This is a genomic window from Polyangium mundeleinium (genome assembly GCF_028369105.1).
Taxonomy (GTDB): Bacteria; Myxococcota_A; Polyangia; order Polyangiales; family Polyangiaceae; genus Polyangium; species Polyangium mundeleinium.
In genome coordinates, this window is the sequence record NZ_JAQNDO010000001.1 from 11,755,667 (window position 1) to 11,780,371 (window position 24,705).

The window sequence follows — 24,705 nt, forward strand, 5'->3', positions numbered from 1 at the left end:
GGAGAACGCGCGCGTCAGCGCGGCTGGATGCGGGCGAGGCCCACGGTGTCGTCCCACTCGTCACCGTATCCCTCGAAGTGGATGCGGTAACGTTCCTGCCCCACGATGCCCACGATCAGTGCGGGGTACATGGTGCCGTGCCACTCGACGCGCACCCGATCGCCGATCTTGTAGATGTTCGTCTGCGCCGCTGCGAGCGCCTTCGCGCGCACCTTCTGCGGCGGCTCGGGGTGGACGACCGTCCCCTCGACCAACTCCTTCACGCGCTCGCGCGTGACGACCTCGTCCCAGATCGGATCGTAGCCCTGGTAGTGGACCTTGAACTTCGTCGGCCCCTGGGTCTCGAGGATGACCGCCGGGTAAAGGTTCTTCTCCCACTCGACGAGGACATTGTCCCCCACGTCGAAGCGCTTCTTGCAGCCCGACGAGAGGGCGGCGAGGAGCGCGAGGGAGAGGACCGAGGACCGAACGAAGGCCATGACGCGGAGTTCGAGCGTCGGAGAGACGTCTCCGGCGGAGGGAGATACCGCCGAGGGCCAGGGCTTGCAAGCGTGTGGAGCGGCACGTCTCCCGACACGACCTGGCGTGTACCAACCCCTCGATGGCGAAAACTCCATCCTCCGAGGGGTGCGCATCACAGGCAGGAGGTCGCCGATGGCACGCTTGAATCTTCTCGATCCGCTCGTCTGCAAGACCCCTACCCCTCCTACGCCGAACTGCGTCGCGCGGCCCCGGTCTCGGTCGTCGACCCGGGCGCGCGCCGCGGCAAGGTCGGGTGGGATCGGGCTTCGTTCTGCGCTAGCCTCGGCCGCGTCGTGAGGTCCGGCGGACGTTTTTTCGAAGCAGCGAGGGCGTGGGGCGCGAGAACCTTCGGGCCCGTCCTTTGCGCCCTCGTCGTAGCGTGCGCGCCGAACCTCACCACGACCGGGGGCGCGGGCGGCGAAGGGGGCGACGGCAGCGGCGGCGCGGGCGCGAGCGGGAGTGGGAGCGCGGGTGGAGGCGGCGGCGCGGGCGGCGCGATCGTGTGCCCCGAGACGCCGAACACGCCGACGATGGTGCCCGTGGCGTCCGCGTCGGGGAACTATTGCATCGACAGCACCGAGGTCACGAACAACCAGTATGCGGCCTGGCTCCCTTCGGCCACCTCGATGGAAACGAACCAGGGCCCCGAATGCGCGTTCAACATGAGCTTCGTGCCTGCCATCACGCCGCCCGCGGACGATCACCCCGTCGCGCACGTCGACTGGTGTGACGCCTCCGCCTTCTGCAAGTGGCACGGAAAGCGGCTCTGCGGGAAGATCGGCGGCGGATCGGTCCCGTACGCCGACATCAACAATGCTGCCACGAGCCAGTGGTACAACGCTTGTAGCGGCGCCGGCACGCTCGTCTACCCGTACGGCGGCACGTACGACGCGGTCGCGTGCAATGGCCAGGACAAGATGCTCACCGCCTCGAAAAAGGTCGGCAGCCAGGCCGGCTGCGTGGGCGGTTTGCCGGGCCTCTTCGACATGAGCGGCAACCTCTCGGAGTGGGAGGACGCCTGCGACGGGGCGACGGGGGAAAACGACACGTGTCGCCGGCGCGGCGGCGGATTCGCCAGCCTCGCCACGGATCTCGATTGCCCGACGACCGGGGGCGGGGCGCGCGGCGCTGCGAACGCGACCACGGGATTCCGCTGCTGTGTGGATGTTCCATGAGGAAAGAGGCGACGCGTGCAATGAAAGCGCGGGGCTCGTGGATGCTCGGGGTGGGTGCACTGGCGCTTCTCGTGGCGTGCGCGCCGGAGCTGCAGACGGGCGGTGCAGGCGGCGGCGGTAGCGGAGGCGCAGGCGGAATCGGGGGCGGGGGCGGAATCGGGGGCGGGGGCGGAATCGGGGGCGACGGCGCAGGTGGTAGCGGCGGCGCGGGCGGAATCGGGGGCAGCGGCAGCGGTGGCGCAGGCGGCAGCGGCGGCACGGGAGGCGGGCCGACGGTGGTCTGTCCCGACGTACCCGGCACGCCGGTGATGGTGGCGGTGCAGGCCCCGGCTGGCGGAACGTTTTACTGTATCGACAGCACCGAGGTCACGAACCTCCAGTACCTCGAATGGGTCGAGACGAACCCGATCGTGGGTCAGCCCGCGCAATGCGAGGGGAACACGACGTTTGCCCCCTCGAAGACACCGGCGAAGGACAGCCTGCCAGTCGCGGACGTGGACTGGTGCGACGCGTACGCGTTCTGCGCTGACCACGAGAAGCGCCTTTGTGGAAAGATCAGCGGCGGGCCCCTGGCATTCAGCGAAAGTTCGTTCGATCCTTCCCTGAGCCAATGGCACAATTCCTGTACCGGCGGCGGCGTCAAGGCGTACCCCTACGACAATTTATACAATCAGACCGTCTGCAATGGCCAAGGCGCCGCAATGGGCAGCGCGGCCCCCGTGAAAAGCTTCCTGACGTGCGAGGGTGGGTTCCCAGGGCTCTTCGACATGAGCGGGAACGTCTGGGAATGGGAGGACGCTTGCGACGAGACGAGCGGCGCCACGCCCGCAGAAAACCCGTGCCGGCGCCGCGGAGGCGGTTATACGAGCATCGAGTCCGACCTGGATTGCTCCACGGTAAGCACGTCGCTCCCACGCGGCCTGGCCAACTCGAACACCGGCTTCCGTTGCTGCGCGGATCTCCCATGAAAGAACTCGCTCCCGGCTCCATCGTCGATCGAAAATACGCCCTCGAAAAACTCCTCGGGGAAGGCGGCATGGGCGTCGTTTGGCTCGCGCGCGACGTGCACACCGAGGTGCCCGTCGTCGTGAAGGCCATCCGCGCCGAATACGCGCATCGCAAGGACTTCCGCGACCGCATCCTCGCCGAAGGCCGCGCGCTCGCCCGGATCGACCACCCGAACGTCGTCCGCCTCAATGCCGTCGTCTCCGACGAGGACGGCCTCTGCCTCGTCATGCAGTTCATCGAGGGCGGGACGCTCGAAGATCGCATCGCGCGCCACGCGAAATCCGGCACGCCGCTCTCCGTCGCCGAGGCGCTCGCGCTCTTCCGCCCCATCGTGCAAGGCGTCGCCGCGGCCCACGCCGAGGGCATCATCCACCGCGATTTGAAGCCCGCGAACGTGCTCATCCGCGGCAAGGACGGCATCGTCAAGGTCACGGATTTCGGCATCGCCAAAGAGGAGAGCGACGCGCAAAAGGGCAAGGGGAACACCGAGGGTGTCATCGGCTCGGTGCTCTACATGTCGCCCGAGCAATGCACCGGCAAGAAGGACCTCGACAAACGGGTCGACGTCTACGCGCTCGGCATCGTCCTGTACGAGCTGCTCGTCGGGCAGGTGCCATTCGACGGCGAAAGCCATTACATGATCATGACGTCGCACGTGAAGGAGCCGCTCCCGAAGATCCGCGCGCGCAGGCCCGACGTGCCCGCGTGGCTCGAGGCCGTCGCCGAGCGTTGCGCCCAAAAACGCCGCGAGGACCGGTTCGGCTCGTGCGAGGAGATCCTCGCGGCGCTCGACGCGCAGGGCCAGGGGTTGTACGGCTCTACCGCACCCGCCGCTCCGCTCCACCTGACGGCACCGGCGGCGCCGCTGCATGCGAACGTCCTGGCGCCGCCGGGCGTCCCGCAGACCGCGGAGGCCTCGGTGGTCACGGCGCCCGGGAACGAGCCGACCTCGAAGCGCGGGCTCGCCGTGGCGCTCACCGTGGGCGTCGCCGTGCTCGCCGGGGTCGGCATCTCGTATTCGCTCGGCTTGTTCGGCGCACCCAAGGACGAGCAGCGCGCGGAGGCCAAAGGCCCGCCTCCGGTGGAGCATGCTGCGAGCGCGGGCGCGCACGCGAGCGCGGCGCCGAGCGTGAACACGAAACACCCCCTCGCCGCCCTCGCCGGGCGCTGGCGGAGCGACAGCGGCCGCGAATACGACGCGGTCCTCGTCGGCGACCAGCTCGAAATGCGGATCCGCGACGCCAAACCCTTTGCGCTCCAAGGATACGAGGAGGGCGAGGCCCGCTTCGTGCTCCGCGCCTTGCCCGGAAAAACCGACGTCTTCGGCGTCGAGGATCGCCTGCGGCCGAACCCGCCCGCGGGGAACGAATACGACGTCGCGCTCGCCCGCGCGACCTGCATCGTCCCGTACACCGAGATCGCGGGCAAACCTCTGGAAGCGCGGCTCGACGGTGGGAAGCTGCGCGTCTCCATGGTGCAAACGCAGCCGCCGGCGGCGAGCTACACGCTCGCCGGCAAACGCGTCACCGGCTGCAGGAACCTCGCGGCCGCGCCGCTCACGCCGCTCGAAAGCGTGCTCGGCCGGCCCTGATCCGGGAGGCTCGAACCGTGCCCCTCGCGCTCTCGCTCCACGCGCATACGCCCTATGCGCTCCAGCCCTCCTCGATCCAGTTTCGATTGCGGATCGAGAACCACGGCCCCGCGCCGGTCCGGGGCGAGAAACCGGACGAGATGAGCCTGCTCACGACGGACGAGCGAGGGCAGTGGCTCCCTTTCCTCCCCCGTGCGCCGTGGCCCTTTCCACCGGAGGCAATCGAGATTCCCCCCGGCGGCGTCCACGAAATGACCGTGTCCTCCTCCGTGAGCGGGAGCATGCGCGACGTCGGCCTGTACCGCGCGTCATGCCGCTGGGGCGGCGCGGAGAGCAACGTCGTTGAATACCGCGTCCTCGGCGACCGCCAATCCTACGTGGCGACGTTGCGGGTCGTCTCCGGAAAGACGGTCGAGCTCACGCTCGACAACCGAGGGCCCGCGCCAATCATTTGGGGCGAACCCTGCGACCCCGAGCAGGACCTGAGCTTCTGGATCCACGGGCAGACGCGCATGAAGACCGTGCTGACCACGGGCGCGGATCTCGTGCGGATCGTGCCCGGCACGCCGGCCGTGATTCGCATCGAGCTGCCGGAAAACGAAAGCGGCCGGATCCTCTCCGGCCGCTTTCAGCGCGAGCCTTTCGCCAGCGGCGAAACCAAGCTCGTCTTCTGAAGGGTTATTTCCCCTTCCCCGCCTCGATCCGCTGGATGATCGCAAGCTCATTCGCGAACATCACCTGGCGCTGCCCCATCTCGAAGACGGGCGCAGGTCCCGACGGCCCCGGACGACCGGTCTCGCCGCTCGGACCCCTTCGCCCGAGCTGCCCATTCTTGCCGTCCTTCGGATTGCAGGAGGCCTCTCCCGCCTTGAGCATGCCGCGTTGGCCGCCCTTGCCGCCGAAACCACCCTTGCCGCCCGGCCCCCGATCGCCGCTCGGCCCGCCGACGCTCTGGAGCAAGAGCCGCCCCTTGAGTTTGTCCGGGTTCGCGTCGTCGAGGATCACCTTGATCAAGCCGCCGGCACCGCCGTCGCCGCCTCGACCGCCGGGCCCGCCGTCCGTGCCGTTCGTGCCGTCCGTACCGTCGAGGCAGTCCTCCTTCGCGTCCTTGCCGTCCTTGCCCGGAATGCCGGGCGCGCCCTCTCGGCCCTGGCCGCCTTCCCCGCCGATGCTCGTGATCCGCACGGGTTTGTCCGCCGAGGGGCTGATCAGATAGGCGCGGCTCCCTGGCCAATCGAGCCGGACGAGCGCCGCGTCGGGATAAAAGGGCGTCGAGAGCGTGGTGATCGTGACCGTGAGATCCGGCCCCGGCGCGCCCGGCTCGCCCTCGCGCCCCTTCCCGCCGCGGATCTTTTGCTCCCCCTGGCAATCGTAGACCGGCTTGAGCTGGGCCTCGCCCTCCATCGATTTGCCGCTCGTCGCCGACTCCAGCCAGCCGCGCAGGCCCATGCCCGTGTCGGCCGTCTTGAGGACGTCCTTCTCCGGCACCCAGATGAAATTGCCGCCGCCGATGGCGCCCGAGCTGCCCTGGATACGCACCATCTCCGACGAGATGACCGTATCCTTCTCATTCATGCACCCCTTGCTCGCGTCGACGTTGCTGCAGGACGTGCCGTCCTTCAGCTTCGCGACGACCTCGACCTGGAAAGGGTCTCCCGGGCAAAACAGCAATTGCCCCGACGCCGGCCGGACCGAGACATTCACCACGTTCTTCGGGTCGATCTGTGCCTGGTTGGGGCCACAGCCGACGAGCAGCGGCAACGCGGCGATAAATGGAAGGGAGGCGAAACCACGCAGGAAAGACATGACGAAGCTCCTCGATGGACCAGGAAAATGATGCTCGTTCACGCGCCGCCGGCGGGCGGGACGTACGGCGTCTGCGGCGAAGAAGGCTGGCTCGACGGGGGTTGCCACACGCCGGGCTTGCGCTTCGTGGGATCGATCCCGGCCGCCTTCGCGCGCCAGCAGCCGCGGGGTACGTCTTGCCAGATGCCGTTCACCTGCACGGCTTTGAGGAGCACGCGCCGGTTGACGGGATCGTCGACCTCGTCGCCGCGATCGACGGCCGGGCAATACTCGCCATAACCGACCGGGACGAGCCGGGTCTTCTCGACGCCGCCGGCCACGAGGGCATTCGCGATGGCCTGGGCGCGGCGCTCGGTGAGGTTCAGGTTGTAAAACTTGTCGCCCTTGCTCGACGCGTGCCCCTCGATCTCCATGCGCTGGATCTGCGGCACTTGCTTCAGCACCTTGGCGATCTCGGCGACGGTCGCCTTCGCGGCCGGGGTGAGCTCGGCCGAATCGAGCTCGAAATCGACCTTTTTCGTCTCGGGGATCACGATCTCGTGTGAGGCCTCGTCATACGCGACCTCGCCCGCGGCCTGGTCGGGGCAACCGTCCTCGTCGCGGTAGCCATTGATCGTCTCGGGCTGGTTCGGGCATTTGTCGTTGACGTCGGCGACGCCGTCCTGATCGTGGTCGGGCGACGGGCAGCCGTCGCCCACGTTCGGCGGCAGGTTGTCCTCGGGCTGGACCGGGCACTTGTCCTTCGCATTGGCGACGCCGTCCTGGTCCTCGTCGTCCGAGGGGCAGCCGTCATCCGCCTTCGGCGGCAGGCCGTCCTCCTTCGCGTAGGGGCATTTGTCGTCCGCGAGCAGGACGCCGTCGTTGTCGGGATCGGTCGCGGGACAGCCGTCGTTTGCCTTCGGCGGCAGGCCATCCTCGGCGTCCGCGGGGCAAGCGTCGTCGATGTCGGCGGCGCCGTCTTGGTCGGTGTCGGCCCCTCGATCGGCCTGGCCGTACATCGGGCGCGGCGCATAACCGCCGCCGCACGCGGCGGGCAGGAGCGAGAGGACGAGGGCGAGGAGGGGGCTACGAGCGAAGGTCTTTCGAGGAAGCATGACGCGACGGCGGCGGAGCCTAGCCGTCCTGGGCGCCGTTGGGAAGTAAAGAGCCTCGGTGACGTTCAGTTACATACGTTGCCGCAGCTCATCGAGGCACACTGGTTGAGCTGCTGCGCCTGGTTTGCGCCGCCCGCGTGCTGCTGGAGGCACGCCTGCTGGCAGGACATGTTGCCCTGCGGACAGGCTCGGACGCAGTCGATGAACGCCGGGCACGCGGGGTTGCCGATGCAGGCCTCGAACTGCGGCTCGCATTGCTGGGCGAGGCAGAGCTCGCAGGCGCCGATCATCCCCGCGCCGGGGCACGAGGGCGCGCAGAGCGTGCTCGCGCAGTTCGACGTGACCACGAACTCTGCAAAGCCGAGCGAGCTTTTCTGATAACAGGATTGCGCGCACGCCTCGTCCATCGCCGGACACGCCTGCAGGCAGGGGATGATTCCGAGGCAGGACGCCTCCGCAGCGCAGTCGCAGTACGCGACGTTGCACTGCTGAAACATACACGCCGCGCAGCCGTCCGGCGGCTGCATACATGCCGGGCCGCCGCCACCCGCGCCGCCCATGCCGCCGCCCATACCACCATCGCCGCCGGCCCCGCCCATCCCGCCCATCCCGCCCATCCCGCCCATCCCGCCCATCCCGCCCATCCCGCCCACGCCGCCGTCGCCTCCGGCCCCGCCGGATCCAGCCGTCCCCGTGCTGCCCGTGAACGTGCCGCTCGTCGTGTCGGAGATGTCGCTCCCGCATCCGCCGAGGACGAACGGAAGCCCAACCATTCCCACGCCCAAGAGAAGAAGCGAAAAGGTCCTGTTCATGGTTGATCGCATAACATACCTCCCGAGAGCGTGAGATCTCCGGAAAGGCACCTGGGTAAAAACATCGTGACAAATCGCACACACGGGCCGAGCACCAACCGGCGCTTGCCATCGGGGCCGAAAGTGGGGAGGCTTCGAGCGTGATGGGACCCGACGATCGCGACGTCGTTGCCGAGCCTTCCGAGAGCGCACCCCTCGTGCCGGCCGAGGCCTTGCTCGCGCCGCCCCGGGCGAAGGTGCGGGCCTCGGTGGCGCGCCTTCTGGGCCACTGGTTCGTCGTGGCGACATCAAACGAGCTCGGGGATCGGCCGATCGCGCGGACCCTGCTCGGCGTGCCGCTCGTGCTCTTCCGCGACGGCGAGGGCAAGCCCGGCGCGCTGCTCGACCGCTGCCCGCACCGGAACGTGCCGCTCTCGATCGGCGAGGTCGTGGAGGGGCAGCTCCAGTGCTCGTACCACGGCTGGCGTTTCGACCGCGGGGGCACGTGCAAGTTCGTCCCGTCGCTCGTCGGCGACGCTGCGGCGAAGGCGCGCAACGCGCCGAGCTACGCGGCGCGGGAGCAAGACGGGTTCGTGTGGGTCTACGGGGCGCCGAACGAGACGCCGAAGACCGAGCCGTATCGTTTCCCCGCGCTCGGCGCGGGCTACACGTCGGTGCGGCGGCGGGTGGAGTCCGAGAGCACGATGCACGCGGCGCTGGAGAACGCGCTCGACGTGCCGCACACGCAGTACCTGCACAGTGGCCTGTTTCGATCGAAGCCGCGGGGCATCGAGATCGAGGCGCGCGTGAAGCGCACGCACGACCGCGTGGTGGCCGAGTACGTAGGCGAGCCGCGCCCGACGGGCCTCGTGGCCCGGATCCTCTCGCCGTCGGGCGGCGAGGTAACGCATTTCGATCGGTTCATCCTGCCCTCGATCGCGGAGGTCGAGTACAAGATTGGCACGGAAAACCATTTTTTGGTCTCGGCCGCGATGACGCCGGTGACGGACTTCCTGACGCACATCTACGCGGTGGTGAGCTTCAGGGTGCGGCTGTTCCCGGGCTGGCTGCTCAAGCCGTTCTTGCTGCCGCTCGGCCTCAAGGTGTTCGCGCAGGACGCGGCGCTGTTGAAGCTGCAGACGGAGAACATCCAGCGGTTCGGGGGCGAGCAATACGCGTCGACGGAGATCGACGTGCTCGGGCGGCACATCTGGCGGCTCATGCGGAAGGCCGAGCGGGGGGATGTGTCGACGGGCGAAAATGTTCATGAAGAAACGGTGAAACTCCTGGTATAGCCAGGTGAAACCTGTTCCAGAAGGTAAAACCGGGGATCTTCCCCCGTCGGACGGCGCGTGGTAGGGCGATGGGCAAGGAGGAGCCGCACATGGGAGAGGCCGCTCGCAAGCTCGTCACGTTCACCGAGTACGCTGGCGTCGATCGGCTGCAAGCTCGACCTGGACGAAGTCTACCGCAACCCCCCTGGAAGAAAGCGCGTAAGGCTCACTCCGCCGCAGCGGGCTCCGCATCCTCCGCGCCGAGGTGCATGCGGCGCTCCACCTCGGCATACTTCGCCTCAGCTTCCGGCTCCGGGAAGAGCAGGCTCACCACGATTCCCACGACGAACGAGAGTGGCACCGTGATGATGCCCGGGTTCTTCAGGGACAGCATCGCCGTGGGGTTCTTGAGCAGGTCCACCTGAATGGTCGGCGACATCCAGATGAGCACGAGCGCGCTCACGACGCCCGCCACGATCGCGCTCACGGCGCCCCGCGTCGTGAACTTCCTCCACGTGATCGACAGGAGCAAGACCGGGAAATTCGAGCTCGCCGCGACGGCGAACGCGAGGCCGACCATGAATGCGACATTCTGACCCTTGAAGAGCAGGCCGAGGCCCATCGCGACCAGCGCGAGAACGATCGTCGCGACACGCGCCACCTTGAGCTGCTCCTTTTCGTCCGCCTGCCCGTGCCGGATCACGCCGACCCACAGGTCGTGCGCCAGCGCCGCCGCGCCCGAGAGCGTCAAGCCAGCCACGACCGCGAGAATGGTCGCGAACGCCACGGCCGAGATGAACCCGAGGAACGGACGGCCGCCCACGGCCTCGGCGAGCAGGAGCGCGGCCATATTGCCCCCCTTGTCGACCGAGGTAATGGCCGAACGCCCGACGTGCACGCTCGCGCCGAAGCCGAGGATGAACGTGACGAGGTAAAAGAAGCCGATGAAGCCCGTCGCATAAAAGACGGAGGAGCGCGCGGCCTTCGCGTCGGGCACCGTGTAAAAGCGCATCAGGATGTGCGGCAGGCCGGCCGTGCCGAACATGAGCGCGAGGCCCAGCGAGACGGCTTCGAGCGGGCTCGACACGAGCTTGCCCGGCGCGAGGACCTCCGGGCCATAGGTCTCGGCCGCCTTCGCGAAGAGCGCGAGCGGGTTCATCCCGAAAGGAACGAGCGAGAGGAGCGCGAGCAACGTCGCCCCGCCGAGCAAAAGCACCGCCTTGACGATCTGCACCCACGTCGTCGCGATCATGCCGCCGAAGAGCACGTAGAGCAGCATGACCGTGCCCACGATGAGCAGCGCGGTCTCGTATTGCAGGCCGAACATCATCTTGATGAGGTTGCCCGCGCCGACCATCTGCGCGATGAGATAAAAGCAGATCACCGTGAGCCCGCCGATCGCGGCGGCGATACGGACGGGCTTTTTCTTCAGGCGATACGCCACCACGTCGGCGAACGTGTACTTGCCGAGGTTGCGCAGCGGCTCGGCGATCAGGAACGTCACCACGGGCCAGCCGACGAGCCAGCCGACCGAATAGATGAGGCCGTCGAAGCCGCTCGTCGCCACGAGGCCCGCGATGCCGAGGAAGCTCGCCGCGCTCATGTAATCGCCGGCGAGCGCGAATCCATTCTGCAAGCCGCTCACGTTGCCGCCGGCCGCGAAGAACTCGCTCGTCGTCTTCGTCTTCCGCGCGGCCCAGCCCGTGATGGCGAGCGTCGCCGAGATGAAGACCAGGAAAAACGCGATCGCCGTGCCGCTCGTCGCGCCGAGCGAGGTCTGTACGCCGTTCATGTACCGCCCCCGCTCTTCGACTTGCCGGCGAGGCGCTCGACGTGGACGTCGTAATGCCGGTTCGCCCAGGAGACATAGATGCCCGTGAACACCCAGGACAGGACGATCACGAGGGAGCCGAGCAGCATGCCGAGGCTCAAGCCATTCGTGAGGAGATTGCCGAGCAGGGGTTTGCCCCAGGCCACGAGCAGGATGAAGCCGAAATAGGCGAACATCGTGGCCGCGGTCAGCACGCGCGCGATGCGGTCGCGCGCCGCGGCGACCCGGCGAAGATCCTTCTCGTTCATGCCCTCACCTCGGCGCTCAGCGTACGCGATTTCGCCGCGCCCTCGACGGTTTTTTCGAGCAGTTCGTCCAGAAGGGTCGGATCGGCGAGCGTGGTCGTATCCCCGAGGTTCTCGGTCTCTCCGCAGGCGATCTTGCGCAAGATGCGGCGCATGATCTTGCCCGAGCGTGTCTTCGGCAAGCCCGACACGATCCGGAATCCGTCCGGCGTGGCAATCGGGCCGATCGCGTGGCGGACCTGCTCTTTCAGCGCGCCCTGGAGTTCGATCTCGCTGCGGTACGAGACGCCGGACCGCAGGACGACATACGCGAAGATGCCCGTGCCCTTGATGGCGTGTGGAATGCCCACGACGGCGGCCTCGGCGATGGCGTCGTGCTCGGCGAGCGCGCTCTCGACCTCGGCGGTGCCGAGCCGGTGGCCGGAGACATTGAGCACGTCGTCCACGCGCCCCGTGACCCAGATGTCGCCGTCCTCGTCGCGCACACACCCGTCGCCCGTGAAATACAGGCCCGGGAAACGCGCATAATAGGTCTCGCGGAAGCGGCGGTGGTCACCGTAGAGCGTGCGGGCCTGGCCGGGCCAGGAGCGCTTGACGCAGAGGTTGCCGCTGACGCCGTTTTTATCGAGGATGTGCCCCTGCTCGTCGAGGACGGCGAGCTCCACGCCGAAGAAGGGTTTCGTGGCGGACCCCGGCTTGGTCGGCGTCACGAAGGGCAGCGGCGTGACGAGGACGCCGCCCGTCTCGGTTTGCCAGAACGTATCGACGACGGCGGCGCGGCCCTTGCCGACCTGATCGTGATACCAGCGCCAGGCCTCCGGGTTGATGGGCTCGCCGGCCGAGGCGAGGACACGCAGCGTGTCGCGGCTCGAGGTTTCGAGATACGTATCCCCCGCGGCCATGAGCGAGCGCAGCGCGGTCGGCGCTGTGTAGAGCTGCGTGGCCTTCAGATCGTCGACGATCTGCCAGATGCGGCTCGCGTCGGGATCATTGGGCAGCGCCTCCAGGAGCACCGTCGTCGTGCCGTTCACGAGCGGGCCGTACACCACGTAACTATGGCCCGTGATCCAGCCGAGATCGGCCGTGCAGAAATGGACGTCGTCCGGGCGCAGGTCGAAGACGACGGCATGCGTCAGGGCCGCATACACGAGGTATCCGCCGGTCGTGTGCAGGACGCCCTTGGGTTTCCCGGTGGAGCCGGACGTGTAGAGGATGAAGAGCGGATCCTCGGCGGCCATCCATTCGACGGGGCACGTCGACCGATGCTTGTCCATGACCTCGTCGAGGAAATGGTCGCGGCCCGCGTGCATGGGCACCTGCGTGTCCGTGCGGCGCGCGACGAGGACCGTGTGGACGAGCGAGAGCCCCTCGACCGCGTCGTCGACGATGTGCTTCAGCGGAATGCGCTTCGGGCCGCGGAGCGCCTCGTTCGCCGTGAGGACGACCTCGCAGCCGGCGTCGAGGATCCGCTCGCGCAGGCTCTCCGCCGAGAAGCCGGCGAAGACGACGGAATGCACGGCGCCGATCCGCGCGCAGGCGAGCATCGCGTAGACGAGCTCGGGGATCATCGGCATGTAGAGACACACGCGGTCGCCCTTGTGCACGCCGAACGATTTGAGGACGTTCGCGAGCCGGCAGACCTCGTGCTTGAGCTTGCGGAAGGAGATACGCTCGTACTCGCCGGGCTCGTTTTTCGCCCACACGAGCGCGGTCTTGTTCGGCCGGTGGGCCGCGTGCCGGTCGACGGCATTGAAGCAGGCATTGAGGCGCCCGCCCGAGTACCAGGCGACGTCCGCGCTCTCGGGGTCGACGTCCACGGTGCTGTGGGGCGGGTAAAACCAGGAGAGGGCGCGGGCGCGCTCCGACCAGAAGACCTCGGGGTCCTCCAGGCTCTGCCGATAGAGGGTCTCGTAGTCCTCCATCGAGCGGATCTTCGGGTGGTAGGCGAGCGGTTCGTCTGCGAATTTCATGTTCTTCCTCCCATGCTCCGACAGCGGCGCGCCTTCCTCAGAAGAACACCTGCGCCTGCATCGTGACTTCGTTCTTGCGATCCGTTTCGATCGGTTTGCCCTCGGGCCGCGCCGAGAACACCGGGCGACTGCGGTAATTCAGCGTGAGCTTGCCGTGGTGCCCGACGACGAACCAGTTGAGCCCGACGTCGGGCACGAGCACGGCATCGTCGAGGCCCTCGAAGTGCCCGCGGCGCACCGCGACATAAGGCTGGAGCTGCCCCGCGCGGCCCATGTCGGGGAACAAGAACCCCGCGTGCCCGTAGATCTGCATGCCCGTGCCGACCGTGGGCACCGCGTTGCCCGGACCATTGAATGATCCAGGCGCGCCTGCGGCGAGCGCCGTCGAGGGGGTCAAGATGCCGATGTTCCGCACGTAATTCGGTCCGAAATCGGAGAGGACGAGGCCCGCATACGCCGTGACGGCCGTGCCCTTCCAGCCCGTGGGCAGGTCGAGGAACGTGTCCACACCGAACATCCGCGTATCGGCCTTCCGCTTGTCGCCGCCGTCGAGGTACGCCATCGAATCGGGGTGCCAATAAACCCCCGCGCCGAGGTTCAGGACCTTCTTCTTGCCGAGGTATGTGCCGACGTAATAAGGCAGCGAGTTCGACTCCGGTTCGAGGAAATCGAACTTTAAATACCCCTGCACGGCGGGCATGTTCGCGTTCGGGTCGTAGTCGGCCGTCCTCTCCTTGGGCTCCCCCGCGACGGCGAAGGGATGGTTCACGGCGGCCCGGTATTCGAGGCGATTCCAGAGGATGCCCTTCACGTACACGCCGAGCTGACGCGCGAACTGATCGGACTTGTCGATCGTCGGCCAGTTGTGAATGGGCGCGTCGATCGTCATCGAGTTGATCGTGCTCGCGCTCGCGAGACGGGACACGCCGTTCCAGTAATGAAGGCCCACCCCGACCGCGAGCGCGTCCCCGGCGATCCGGTACTCGCCCCACAGGTCGTGCAAAAAGAGCTGCGGCTTCTTCGGCGTGTCGCCCGCGCCGAACCCGCCCCCGACGGTGCTCTGGTTGTTGATGCCGAAATGCGCCAGGATCGTCAGGTCCTTGGAGAGCTGGCCGTGCAGGAGCAGCCGCGAGCGGCGAATGCCGATGTCGGCGCTCGCGTCCTGGGGCGCGCCGCGGACGAGCGAATCGGGGTTGTGCTCGTTGTAGCGTATCCAGATCTGGTGCCACGTGAGGATGCGGAAGTACTGTTTTCCGTCCTTCGAGAGCTCGATCTTCACGCCCTTGTCGATCGACGGATCGTATTCGGCCCGCGCCACGCCCGCCGTCATCGCGAGCGCGAACATCGCCACCGTCGCCGTGAGACACCTCTTCATGGACGACCCCCAAAGCCGCGCCGGCGCTCCGGCACGCGGGAAAAAACGGGGAACGGGGGGACCGAGGTACGCCGGGTCGGGCACGTCCCCGTTCGCCGGGAAAACCGGATTGCAATGCGCGTACCAGGCGCGGAACGCGGGCGCGCGCCGCGGCAAAACCGCATCGCGTGGTGTTTCGTAACGAAGCCGCGTTTCCTTTCGTAACGAACGCGGTGCGTCAGCACACTCCGCGCGCGCCAAGGGCCCCGGGGATCTGGTAACGTCGCCGCGTGGGCATCCCTCCGCGCGCCTCCGCCGCCGAGATCTCCCTCGTCCTGCTCGGATGTGGGGCCTTCGTCGCCGTGTCGCCGCTGCGCCTCGCGTGGGCGCACCCGGGGCGCACGTGGCTCGCGCCGTTCCTCGTGTGGGCCCTGCTCATCGCGCTTTCGGCGCTCGCGGCGCGGGGCGAGCGCGGCGGCCGTGGCTCCGGACCATGACGCTCGCGGCCTCCACCCTCTCGCTCGTCGCGCTCGGCTACCTCGCGCTTTTGTTTTTGCTCGCGCACCTCGCCGAGCGGGAGACCATTCCACGACGCTTCACGGGCAGCCCGCTCGTGTATTCGCTCTCGCTCGGCGTGTATGCCACGTCGTGGACCTATTTCGGCGGCGTGGGCTTCGCCGGCAGCCACGGCCTCACGTTCCTCGCGGTGTGCCTCGGGCCGACGCTCGCCTGCATCGCCGCCCCGCTCGTCTGGCAGCCCATCCTGCGGCTCTCACGCGATCAGCAGCTCACCTCGCTCGCGGACCTCTTCGCGTTTCGGTATCGCGGGCGCCGCGTGGGCGTGTTCGTCACGCTGCTCGCGCTCGTCGCCAGCGTCCCGTACATCGCGCAGCAGATTCACGCCGTCGTCGACAGCGCACGTGCCCTCGCCCCCACGGCCTCGCCGGCCGCGCTCGGGCTCGGGTTTTCCGCGCTGCTCACCACGTTCACCGTGCTCTTCGGCGCGCGGCACCTCACGGCGCGCGAGCGGCATGGAGGGCTCGCGCTCGCCGTCGCATTCGAATCGGTCGTGAAGCTCGTCGCGCTCGTCGCGGTCGGCGCCGCGGCGCTCTTCGGCGTGCACGGCGGGGTCGGGGGGCTCGAAGCGTATCTCGCGACCCACCCCGAGGTCACCGAGCGGCTCGCGGCGCCCGTGCGCGAGGGAACGGGCTATTCGTCCCTGATCCTCCTCTCGTTCGGCGCCGCATTCCTCCTGCCGCGGCAATACCACGTCGCATTCGCCGAGGGCGCGGAGGAGCGCTCGCTCCGGTTCGCGGCCGTCGCGTTCCCCGTGTTCCTCTTGCTCCTCAACCTGCCCGTCTTGCCCATTCTGTGGGCGGGCCAGCGCCTCGGGCTCGACGCCTCGCCGGACGTATACGTGCTCGCCGTACCCGCGGCGCTCGGGTCGACGAAGCTCCCCCTGCTCGCGTTCCTCGGCGGCGTCTCCGCGGCGAGCGCGATGGTGATCGTCACGACGATTGCCCTCGCCGGCATGTGCGTCAATTACTTCGTCTTGCCGGTTCGCCTCGACAAGCTCGGCGAGGACCCGTACCGGCGCCTGCTCTGGCTGCGCCGCGCGCTGGTCGCGGCCATCATCTTCGCAGGGTATGGGTTTTATCGGGTCCAGGAGCGCGGCGGGCTGCTCGTCGAGACAGGCCTCGTGTCGTTCGTCGCATTCGCGCAGTTCCTCCCGGGCCTGCTCGGCGTCCTGTTCTGGAAACGCGCCACGCGGGCCGGATTTCTGAGCGGGCTCGGCGCCGGGTCGCTCGTGTGGGTGGCGGCGGCGCTCTTGCCTTTGCTCTCGCGCACCGGGGTGTTGCCGGCGGATCTCGGCGCGCGGGCGCTCTTCGGCGCGGACCTCGGGGATAGCTGGACCTTGCCCACGGTGCTCTCGCTCTCGGTGAACGTGGCGCTCTTCGGCGGCGTGTCGCTGCGCGGCGGGCAATCCCCCGAGGAGGCCGAGGCGGCGCGCATCTGCGCGCGGGAGGCGATCGTCGTGGGGCCGCCCGCGACGCCGTGGGGCTCGGCGTCCGAGCTCGAATGGACCCTCGCGCGCAAGGTGGGCGCCGCCGTCGCCGAGGCCGAGATCACGCGGGCCCTCGGCGAGCTCGGTCTTTCGCGGGAAGGGCTCGGCCGCGCGGATTTGCGCCGCCTCGGCGATCAGGTCGAGCGCAACCTCTCGGGCCTGTTCGGGCCGATCCTCGCGCGGCTGCTCGTGCATCCGGCCGATCGCGGCGAGGGCGACGACGCCGCGCTCGCCGATCAGCTCCGCTTCCTCGACGAACGCCTCAATCGGCCCGCCCTCGGGCTCACCGGAATCGCGGCCGAGCTCGATCTTTTGCGGCGTTATTTGCGCACGGTCCTCGACGAGCTGCCCATCGGCGTCTGCGCCCTCGGCCCACGCCGCGACGTCATTCTGTGGAACCGCGCGCTCGCCCGCACGACCGGCCTCGCGCCGGAGGTCGCCTCGGGCTTGCCCCTCGAACGGCTCCCCGATCCCTTCGGGCCCCTCCTCTCCTCGTTCGCCGACGACGCGGCGCGCGCGGAGGCCGACGTGGACCTCGACGACGGCCGGCGGCGCCTCGCCGTGCGGCTGCACAAGGCCTCGCTCGATGCCGAAGGCGCAGGAGAAACAGGCGCGCCGTTTGGCCTCGTGCTCCTCCTGGAGGACCGCACGGAGCGCGCGGCGCTCGAAGCGCAGCTCGTGCATCGGGATCGCCTCGCCTCGGTCGGTCGGCTCGCGGCCGGCGTCGCGCACGAAATCGGCAATCCGCTGACCGGCATCACCTGCCTCGCGCAAAACCTCGCGGAAGAGCCGGACGCGGCCGAGGCGCGGGCGCGGGCGCGGCTCATCCTGGAGCAGGCGGGGCGCATCGACGCGATCGTCCGATCACTCCTCGGCTACAGCCATGCGGGCGCGAGCGCCGTGGAGCCAGGGCCGGAGGGCGCATTCGCCCGCGTCCCGCTCGCGCCGGTCGTCGATCAGGCCATCGCGCTCGTGCGCCTCGACCGGACGGGCAAGCGAATCCAGATGGAAAACGTCTGTCCCGACGACCTCGCCGTCCACGCCGACCGGCAACGCCTGACGCAGATCCTCATCAATCTGCTGACGAATGCTTGTGACGCGTCGCAGGAGGAAGGCAGCGTGTTCATCGACGCAGCGCGACAGGACTCGTCGGTGGTGCTGCGCGTCATCGACGCGGGGACAGGCATTCCGGAGGAGGTGAAAGCGCGGATGTTCGACCCCTTTTTCACGACGAAGCCACGCGGCGAAGGCACGGGGCTCGGGCTCGCCGTCGTGGAGAGCATCGCGCGGGAGCACGGCGGCGCGGTGTGGGTCGAGAGCGAGGAGGGCGTGGGGACCACGGTGCACGTGCGGCTTCCGCTCGCGCCCCGTCTGGGCGAGGATGCGCCTTCCGCGTTTGGCGGGACGACCTGATGCCGCGGCTCCTCCTCGTCGAAGACGAATCCATCATCCGGAGCGAGCTCCGCCGCCTGCTCGCGCGCGCCGGGCACGACGTCGCCGAGGCACAGAGCGTACGCGAGGCCGAAGAAGAGCACGACCTCGCCTCGTTTGATCTCGTGATCACCGACGTGCGGCTGCCTGGCGCGCCCGGCACGGACCTCATCGATCCGTGTCGCATACGGGGGGTGCCCGTCCTCGTGATGACGAGTTACGCGACGGTGCGATCCGCGGTCGACGCGATGAAGCGGGGCGCGGTCGATTACCTGTCGAAGCCGTTCGAACACGATGAGCTGCTCGCGCTCGTCGAGCGCATCCTGTCGCGCCCGAGGCCCGCCGCGGACGTGCCCCCCGCGCCTGCCGCCCGCGCGGACGAGGGGGCGTTCGAGGGCTTGATCGGCCGGTCGCAAGCGATGCGCGACGTCGAGGCGCGGCTCCGCAAGGTCGCGCCCACGGACGCGACGGTGCTCGTGCTCGGCGAGAGCGGGACGGGCAAGGAGCTCGTCGCGGCTGCGATTCATCGCATGAGCCGGCGCGGGGGTCGCGCGTTCGTGCCGGTCAACTGCGCGGCCATCCCCGAGGGGCTCATCGAGAGCGAGCTCTTCGGCCACGAGCGCGGCGCGTTCACGGGCGCGACGAGCGCACACGTGGGCCTCGTGGAGGCGGCCGACGGCGGCACGTTGTTCCTCGACGAGATCGGCGAGCTGCCCCTGCCGGCGCAAGCCCGGCTCCTCAGGTTTTTGCAGACGGGCGAGGTGCGGCACGTGGGCTCGACGCGCTCGCGCAAGGTGTCGGTGCGGCTCGTCGCGGCGACGCACCGGGACCTCGCGGCGATGGTGCAGGCGGGCACGTTCCGGAGCGATCTCTATTTCCGGCTGCGCGTGATCGAAGTGCGCCTGCCGCCGCTGCGCGAGCGGGGCGAGGACGCGCTCGCGCTCGCGCGCCATTTCATCACCGAGGGATCCCGAAAAGCGGAGCGGCCGGTGCCCGCGCTCTCGCCGGACGCGGAGAAGGCCATCACGAGCCATTCCTGGCCCGGCAACGTGCGCGAGCTCGAGAATGCGATCGAGCGCGCGTTGATCCTCTCGGAGGGAGGGATGATCAGCGCGGATCTGCTCGGCCTGGAGGCCAAAGAAGAGAGCCGCGGCGGAGCCCCGACCTCGTTGCCCTCGGACGTATCGCTGGAAGAGTATTTCCGCCGGTTCGTCCTAGAAAACCAGGACGGCATGACGGAGACGGAATTGGCCAAGCGGCTCGGGATCAGCCGAAAGACGTTGTGGGAGCGCCGGCAAAGGATGGGGCTTTTGCGCTCGAAGTGAGAGCCGCGTTGACAATCGGGGTGCCGTACGCGAGCATATCGGCGCAAGCTTTCGATAGCCTCCGAGGTCCATCATGCGAAATGCTCTCTCCGTCAGCGCCCTCGTCGTCGGCCTCGTCGTCCTGGCCGCGTGCACGCCGGAGCCACGCAATTACGGCGCGGGCGGCGGCGGGTCCGGCGGTGGGCCGGGCGGCGGCGGGTCCGGCGGGGACAACCCGGGCTGCGCGCCCGGGACCGCCAGTTGCGACGACATGCCGGGGTGCGAGACGAGCACCACGGACGATCCCAAGAACTGCGGCGGTTGCGGCATCGTTTGCGCGCGTTCGTGTGTCCTCGGAGTGTGCGACGATCCGCGCCACGTGACCGCGGGCTACCATCAGACGTGCGTGCGCACGGAGATCGGCGATGTGTATTGCTGGGGCCGCAACGCGTCGGGGGAGCTCGGGCTCGGCGTCGATGTCATGGCCGCCGCGCCGGCGAAGGTGGCCCTCGCGACGAACGCCGTCGACGTCGACGCAGGCGGAGGCCTCTTCAAGGATGCGGCCGGCGCAGAGCAGATCGCCGCGCACACGTGCGCGGTCCTCAAGGACACCACGGTCCAATGCTGGGGCGCGAACGGAACGGGACAACTCGGCATTGGCGCGATGGGATGGCGGGACACGCCGACGACCGTCATCAGCCTCGTCGGCGCTGTGTCCGTAAGCGCGGGCGGGCGGCATACGTGCGCCGTGACGAACAAGAACGAGCTCTACTGCTGGGGCGCGAACGATCGGGGGCAGATTGGCATCGGAATGGCGAGCCCCGAGGTCAATACGCCGACGAAGGTGCCGCTCGACGGCGTGCGCCAGGTATCGGCCGGAAACGAGCATACGTGCGCCGTCCTGATGGACGACACGCTCTATTGCTGGGGCGGTGATGGGCTGATGGGCCCCCTCGGCCTCGGGGGCGGCGACGACCAACCCTCGCCGAAGGTCGTGAGCTTGACGGGCGTGGATCGCGTCTCGTCCGGCTCCACGCATACCTGCGCCTTGAAGGGCGGGCAGCAATACTGCTGGGGCAATGGGTACCAGGGTCAGCTCGGCATCGAGAACGAGTTCACGTGGCGCACGACGCCCACGGACCCCTCCGCGGTCCCGAAGCCGATCTTCGTATCGGCGGCCTTCAACCACACGGCGAGCATCTCCGGCGAGGGCGGCCAGCCCTACGTGACGGGCGTCAACGTGCCGCTCGGCAATGGCACGACCGACACCACCTATGTCCCCCTGCCCGTGGAGCTCTTCAACGCCACCGAGATCGCCGGAGGGCGGCTCCACACCTGCGTGATCACGGGGACGGGGGGCGTCTTCTGCTGGGGTGACAACGAGTTCGGCCAGACCGGCGCGGGGACGCCCGCCCCGGAGGACGTTCTCGTTCCTACCTCCGTCGCCTTTCCCTGACGGATCCTGATTTTCCGCCCTGGTCGCCTTGTGATAGGTCTCTAGGCCGCGCGGGCGGCCACTTCGGGCGTCCAGAGGGGAAACTCCGTGAAAGCGACTTACGCATTGAGCAAGCCGACGATCGTCGTCGGTGAGTCCACCAAGGTATCGCTCGTCGTCCGCTTCGGGGCAGAGGGGAAGAAGGAAGACGCGCCGAGGCGGAAGCTGAACCTCAGCCTCGTCCTCGATCGCTCCGGCTCGATGGGCGGCACGCCGCTGCGCCAAGCCATCAAGGCCGCGCAGGCGCTCGTCGGCGAGATGAAGGAGGACGATCGGGTGAGCGTCGTCATCTTCGACGACAGCCCCGACACGATCGTCGATCCGGTGCTCGCCAAGGACAAGAAGGGCATCCAGGACAAGATCGGCAAGGCGCGCGCCGGCGGCTGCACGAACCTCTCGGGCGGCTGGCTCGAAGGCGTCAAGCACGTGAAGAAGCACGCGAAAAAGGACGAGGTGAACCGCGTCCTGCTCCTCACGGACGGCCAGGCGAACATGGGGATCACCGATCCCGACGTGCTGAAGAAGACGTCCGGCGAGAAGGCGGGCGAGGGCGTCGTGACGACGACGCTCGGCTTCGGCTCGGGCTTCAACGAGGACCTGCTCATCGGCATGGCCCGCGAGGCCGAGGGCAACTTCTATTTCATCGAGTCGCCCGAGGACGTCGAGCAGGTCTTCAAGATCGAGCTCGAAGGTTTGTCCTCCGTGATCGGACAGAACCTCGTGGTGAGCGTGCGACCCGACGAGATCGTCGAGCACGGCTGGGTGCTGAACAAGTACCGCATCCAGGAGAAGGGCAACGAGCTCGAGGTGACGCTCGGCGACGTGTACGCCGTGGAAGACAAGGTCCTCGCGCTCGAGCTCGAGGTGAAGCCGACGAAGGCCGGGCCGGTGAAGGTCGCGTCGGTTCAGTTCCAGTACCAGACGGTGGTGGACGGCTCGATCAAGGACGGGTCGGGCGAGTTCGTGGTGACGGTGAACGCGGGCACGGCCGAAGAAGCGGCCGCGGCGGCGCAGGACATCAACGTCATCGGCGAGGCGCGGCGCCTGGAGACGGCGAAGCTCAAGGACGAGGCGGTCGACCTCGCGGACAAGGGCGACCTCAAGAACGCGGCGCAGAAGCTGCGGAAGATGGCCGAGGATCTCCGCAACAGCCCGCTCGCGAACCAGTTCGCGTTCGCCGAGGAGATCGAGCAGCTCGAACACTTCGCCGACCGGCTGGAGAAGCGGTCGTACGACGGCGTGCTCCGCAAGGAGCTGCGCGATCAGTCCTACCAGGCCGGGGCGCGGAGCCGCGGCGACCTCGCGCAGCGCGGCACGACCGGCGGCAGCGCAGCGGGTTTGGCCACGGTCACGAGCGCGGACGGCGGCGTCGTGGTGCGCTGCGAGAAGGAGGGCGGCAAGCTCCGGATCAAGGTGATCTCGGACGGCTTCGATTCGTCGAAGAACGTGCAGTTCCCGCGCGCGATCCGGCAGGAGGGCGTGACGTACCTCGTCGAGAACGTGGTGGGGAGCAACGACGGGAGCTTCTACCGCGCGGCTGGCTGGATCAAGCGGCTGCTCCGGCCGGGCGAGACCGTGAGCGTGAGCTCCGGCGGGTCGAGCCGGCGCTCGTCGGGGTCGTCCTCGAAGGCGGCGAAGACGCCGGCGACGGCGGCGGATCTGCCGACGTGCACGGAGATCGGCGACGGCGTGCTCGTGCAATGCGTGCCCGAGGGCAAGAAGCTCCGGGCGCGCGTGGTGTCGGACGGGTTCAACCCGAACTACAACATCCGCTTCCCGCGCAGCATCCGCGAGCTCGGCGTGCTCTACGTCTGCGACGAGGTCGTCGAGGCCTCGGGCGGCGGCTCGTACGTCGCGGGCGGCGAGATCAAGCGGCTGATTCAGTAAAACCACGCCGGGCGCGGCGTCCGCTCGGATGCCGCGCCCCGACGCCCCGCACGACCTGGTCGTGCACGTTCTGCCAGCGCAATCCCCGACGAGCCTGAAAACCCTCGACCGGCGGCCTCGCCACGCGGCGACCCCCGCGCGTCACGTTCACGCGTGCCCCTCGCCACGTGGCGACCCCCTCGCGTCACGTTCGCGCGTCCCCCTCGCCACGCACCGACCCCCTCGCGTCACGTTCGCGCGTCCCCCTCGCCACGTGGCGACCCCCTCGCGTCACATTCGCGCGTGCCCCTCGCCACGTGGCGACCCCCTCGCGTCACATTCGCGCGTGCCCCTCGCCACGCGGCGACCCCCTCGCGTCACGTTCGCGCGTCTCCCTCGCCACGCGGCGACCCCCTCGCGTCACGAAAAACGGGCCGGGGCGCTCGGGCGCCGGTCGGGAGGTGAGAACACGCGCGCCCCCGTGCTATAGGCTCCGCCGAACGCATGCCGCGCACGACCAAGACAACCGCCGCCCCAAAAACCCCTGCCAAGAAAGCCGCCAGGAAGGCGCCCACGAAGCGCACGCCGACGAGGCCCATCCTCACGACGGAGGCGCCCGAGGGAGGGATGCCCGCGTGGGCCGAGATCAACAATCGTGGCAATCGCAAGCAGGAGGAGGGCGACCTCGACGGCGCCATCGCCGATTTCACGAAGGCCATGAAGCTCGCGCCCAAGGAGCACGCGCCGAGGTACAACCGCGGCAATGCCCGGTCGCTCGCCGGCGACGTCGACGGCGCGCTCGCCGATTACACGGACGCGATCAAGATCGCCCCGGACTTCGCGCCCGCCTGGCAGCGACGCGGCCTGTCGAAGCAGCGGCACGGGGATCTCGACGGCGCCATCGCCGATCTCGACGAGGCCATTCGCCTCGCGCCGGACGAGCCGAGCGCGTATGGCGAGCGGGCCGCGCTGCGGGCCCTGCACGCCGATTTCGCGGGCGCCGTGGAGGACTGCGAGCGGGCCCTCGGGATGGCCGCGGCCGACTGGCACCATCGACCGAACACCCAGAACCTGCTCGACATGATTCGCAAGGCCGGGGAAAAGCAGAGGACCGAAACCATGGTAGGCAAAAAGGGCGGAACGAAGGCGCGCAAGGGCGCGAAGGTCGAGGAAGCGCCTCGGACGGCACGAATGGTGGTCGAGGAGGTGCTCGGGGCCTCGGGCTTTACGTTCGCCCTGTCCGAGGACGAGGCGGGCTACATCGACTACCTGGCCGCGGTGAATCAGGGGATCGTGGAGTCGTTCGCGGTCCGTCTGTCCGAGGAGCTCGAGCGGGTCGTCGTGTACGTAATCTTCGAGCCGAAGGCGAAGAAGGAGCTCCGCACGGAGCTCGCCGAGTTCGTCACGCGCGCGAATTTCGGTATGGGCGATGGCAATTTCGAGATGGACTTCGACGACGGCTCCGTCCGGTTCAAGATCGCCCTCGATTACACCGAGGAGCCGCTCTCGCCGCTGCTCGTCCGAAACATGATCTTCGACGCGATGGATACGACCGAGGTCTACGCAGACGCCATCGCGCGCGTGATCGCCGGCAAGGCGAAAGCAAAGACCGCCGTTCGCGCGGCCGAGAAGGCGGCGATGGAGTCCGGAACGCTTTGATTCAACGCTTGGGGGCTACGCTCGGCAAGCCGGCTGCGCCCCCAACCCGCGATTCAACGCTTGGGGGCTACGCTCGGCAAGCCGGCTGCGCCCCCAACCCGCGATTCAACGCTTGGGGGCTACGCTCGGCAAGCCGGCTGCGCCCCCAACCCGCGATTCAACGCTTGGGGGCTACGCTCGGCAAGCCGGCTGCGCCCCCAACCCCCCACGTCCCGCTCCGGGAC

The 24,705-nt window shown here is 68.6% G+C and carries 19 protein-coding genes; 11 read left to right on the forward strand and 8 right to left on the reverse strand.

Annotated elements, in window-relative coordinates:
• Positions 1-14: 14 nt before the first annotated feature.
• Positions 15-479: a Tudor-knot domain-containing protein gene (locus POL67_RS46385; protein ID WP_271928022.1), complete on the reverse strand. Its 465-nt coding sequence runs from the start codon at positions 477-479 to the stop codon at positions 15-17.
• A 336-nt stretch (positions 480-815) separates the two neighbouring features.
• Here POL67_RS46385 and POL67_RS46390 point away from each other — a divergent pair, with 336 nt between their 5' ends.
• From POL67_RS46390 to POL67_RS46405, 4 genes are read left to right on the forward strand one after another with little or no spacing between them, the layout of a single operon-like run.
• On the forward strand, positions 816-1,697 hold the full coding sequence (locus POL67_RS46390) for a formylglycine-generating enzyme family protein (protein WP_271928023.1): 882 nt from the start codon (positions 816-818) through the stop codon (positions 1,695-1,697).
• Positions 1,694-2,665, forward strand: a complete 972-nt coding sequence (locus POL67_RS46395; protein WP_271928025.1) for a formylglycine-generating enzyme family protein — start codon at positions 1,694-1,696, stop codon at positions 2,663-2,665. The genes POL67_RS46390 and POL67_RS46395 overlap by 4 nt, the downstream gene beginning before the upstream one ends.
• A complete protein-coding gene (locus tag POL67_RS46400) occupies positions 2,662-4,296 on the forward strand; it encodes a serine/threonine-protein kinase (protein ID WP_271928027.1) in 1,635 nt (544 codons plus the stop codon). The genes POL67_RS46395 and POL67_RS46400 overlap by 4 nt, the downstream gene beginning before the upstream one ends.
• A gap of 17 nt (positions 4,297-4,313) precedes the next feature.
• Positions 4,314-4,970 (forward strand): hypothetical protein, encoded by a 657-nt coding sequence (locus POL67_RS46405; protein WP_271928030.1) that lies wholly within the window; start codon positions 4,314-4,316, stop codon positions 4,968-4,970.
• Positions 4,971-4,974: 4 nt separating this feature from the next.
• Here POL67_RS46405 and POL67_RS46410 read toward each other — a convergent pair whose 3' ends face one another.
• The 3 genes from POL67_RS46410 to POL67_RS46420 form a co-directional block, all read right to left on the reverse strand.
• Positions 4,975-6,102 (reverse strand): hypothetical protein, encoded by a 1,128-nt coding sequence (locus POL67_RS46410; protein ID WP_271928032.1) that lies wholly within the window; start codon positions 6,100-6,102, stop codon positions 4,975-4,977.
• A 38-nt stretch (positions 6,103-6,140) separates the two neighbouring features.
• A complete protein-coding gene (locus POL67_RS46415) occupies positions 6,141-7,196 on the reverse strand; it encodes an OmpA family protein (RefSeq protein ID WP_271928036.1) in 1,056 nt (351 codons plus the stop codon).
• Between the two features lie 65 nt (positions 7,197-7,261).
• Positions 7,262-8,008, reverse strand: a complete 747-nt coding sequence (locus POL67_RS46420; RefSeq protein ID WP_271928039.1) for a lipocalin/fatty-acid binding family protein — start codon at positions 8,006-8,008, stop codon at positions 7,262-7,264.
• A gap of 143 nt (positions 8,009-8,151) precedes the next feature.
• Here POL67_RS46420 and POL67_RS46425 point away from each other — a divergent pair, with 143 nt between their 5' ends.
• A complete protein-coding gene (locus POL67_RS46425; protein ID WP_271931026.1) occupies positions 8,152-9,282 on the forward strand; it encodes a Rieske 2Fe-2S domain-containing protein in 1,131 nt (376 codons plus the stop codon).
• Between the two features lie 205 nt (positions 9,283-9,487).
• Here the strand turns inward: POL67_RS46425 and POL67_RS46430 are convergent, their stop codons facing one another.
• From POL67_RS46430 to POL67_RS46445, 4 genes are read right to left on the reverse strand one after another with little or no spacing between them, the layout of a single operon-like run.
• The gene (locus POL67_RS46430; RefSeq protein ID WP_271928042.1) at positions 9,488-11,053 is read right to left on the reverse strand and encodes a sodium:solute symporter family transporter; all 1,566 of its coding nucleotides are present in this window, start codon (positions 11,051-11,053) and stop codon (positions 9,488-9,490) included.
• Positions 11,050-11,340: a DUF485 domain-containing protein gene (locus POL67_RS46435; protein WP_271928044.1), complete on the reverse strand. Its 291-nt coding sequence runs from the start codon at positions 11,338-11,340 to the stop codon at positions 11,050-11,052. Before POL67_RS46435 ends, POL67_RS46430 begins: the two co-directional genes overlap by 4 nt.
• Positions 11,337-13,307, reverse strand: coding sequence for an acetate--CoA ligase (gene acs, locus POL67_RS46440; RefSeq protein WP_271928045.1), 1,971 nt, complete (start codon positions 13,305-13,307; stop codon positions 11,337-11,339). Before acs ends, POL67_RS46435 begins: the two co-directional genes overlap by 4 nt.
• Positions 13,308-13,344: 37 nt before the next feature.
• Positions 13,345-14,682 carry a hypothetical protein gene (locus tag POL67_RS46445; protein ID WP_271928046.1) on the reverse strand — a complete coding sequence of 446 codons (1,338 nt, stop codon included), beginning with the start codon at positions 14,680-14,682 and terminating at the stop codon, positions 13,345-13,347.
• A 269-nt stretch (positions 14,683-14,951) separates the two neighbouring features.
• Here POL67_RS46445 and POL67_RS46450 point away from each other — a divergent pair, with 269 nt between their 5' ends.
• The 6 genes from POL67_RS46450 (at position 14,952) to POL67_RS46475 (ending at position 24,481) form a co-directional block, all read left to right on the forward strand.
• Positions 14,952-15,158, forward strand: a complete 207-nt coding sequence (locus POL67_RS46450) for a hypothetical protein (protein WP_271928049.1) — start codon at positions 14,952-14,954, stop codon at positions 15,156-15,158.
• Positions 15,155-18,139 (forward strand): ATP-binding protein, encoded by a 2,985-nt coding sequence (locus POL67_RS46455; RefSeq protein WP_271928051.1) that lies wholly within the window; start codon positions 15,155-15,157, stop codon positions 18,137-18,139. The genes POL67_RS46450 and POL67_RS46455 overlap by 4 nt, the downstream gene beginning before the upstream one ends.
• Positions 18,139-19,482 (forward strand): sigma-54-dependent transcriptional regulator, encoded by a 1,344-nt coding sequence (locus POL67_RS46460; RefSeq protein WP_271928053.1) that lies wholly within the window; start codon positions 18,139-18,141, stop codon positions 19,480-19,482. The genes POL67_RS46455 and POL67_RS46460 overlap by 1 nt, the downstream gene beginning before the upstream one ends.
• A gap of 73 nt (positions 19,483-19,555) precedes the next feature.
• Positions 19,556-20,917 (forward strand): RCC1 domain-containing protein, encoded by a 1,362-nt coding sequence (locus POL67_RS46465; RefSeq protein WP_271928055.1) that lies wholly within the window; start codon positions 19,556-19,558, stop codon positions 20,915-20,917.
• An 87-nt stretch (positions 20,918-21,004) separates the two neighbouring features.
• Positions 21,005-22,843, forward strand: a complete 1,839-nt coding sequence (locus POL67_RS46470) for a vWA domain-containing protein (protein WP_271928057.1) — start codon at positions 21,005-21,007, stop codon at positions 22,841-22,843.
• A 483-nt stretch (positions 22,844-23,326) separates the two neighbouring features.
• Positions 23,327-24,481, forward strand: a complete 1,155-nt coding sequence (locus POL67_RS46475; RefSeq protein WP_271928058.1) for a tetratricopeptide repeat protein — start codon at positions 23,327-23,329, stop codon at positions 24,479-24,481.
• The last annotated feature ends 224 nt before the right edge of the window (positions 24,482-24,705 follow it).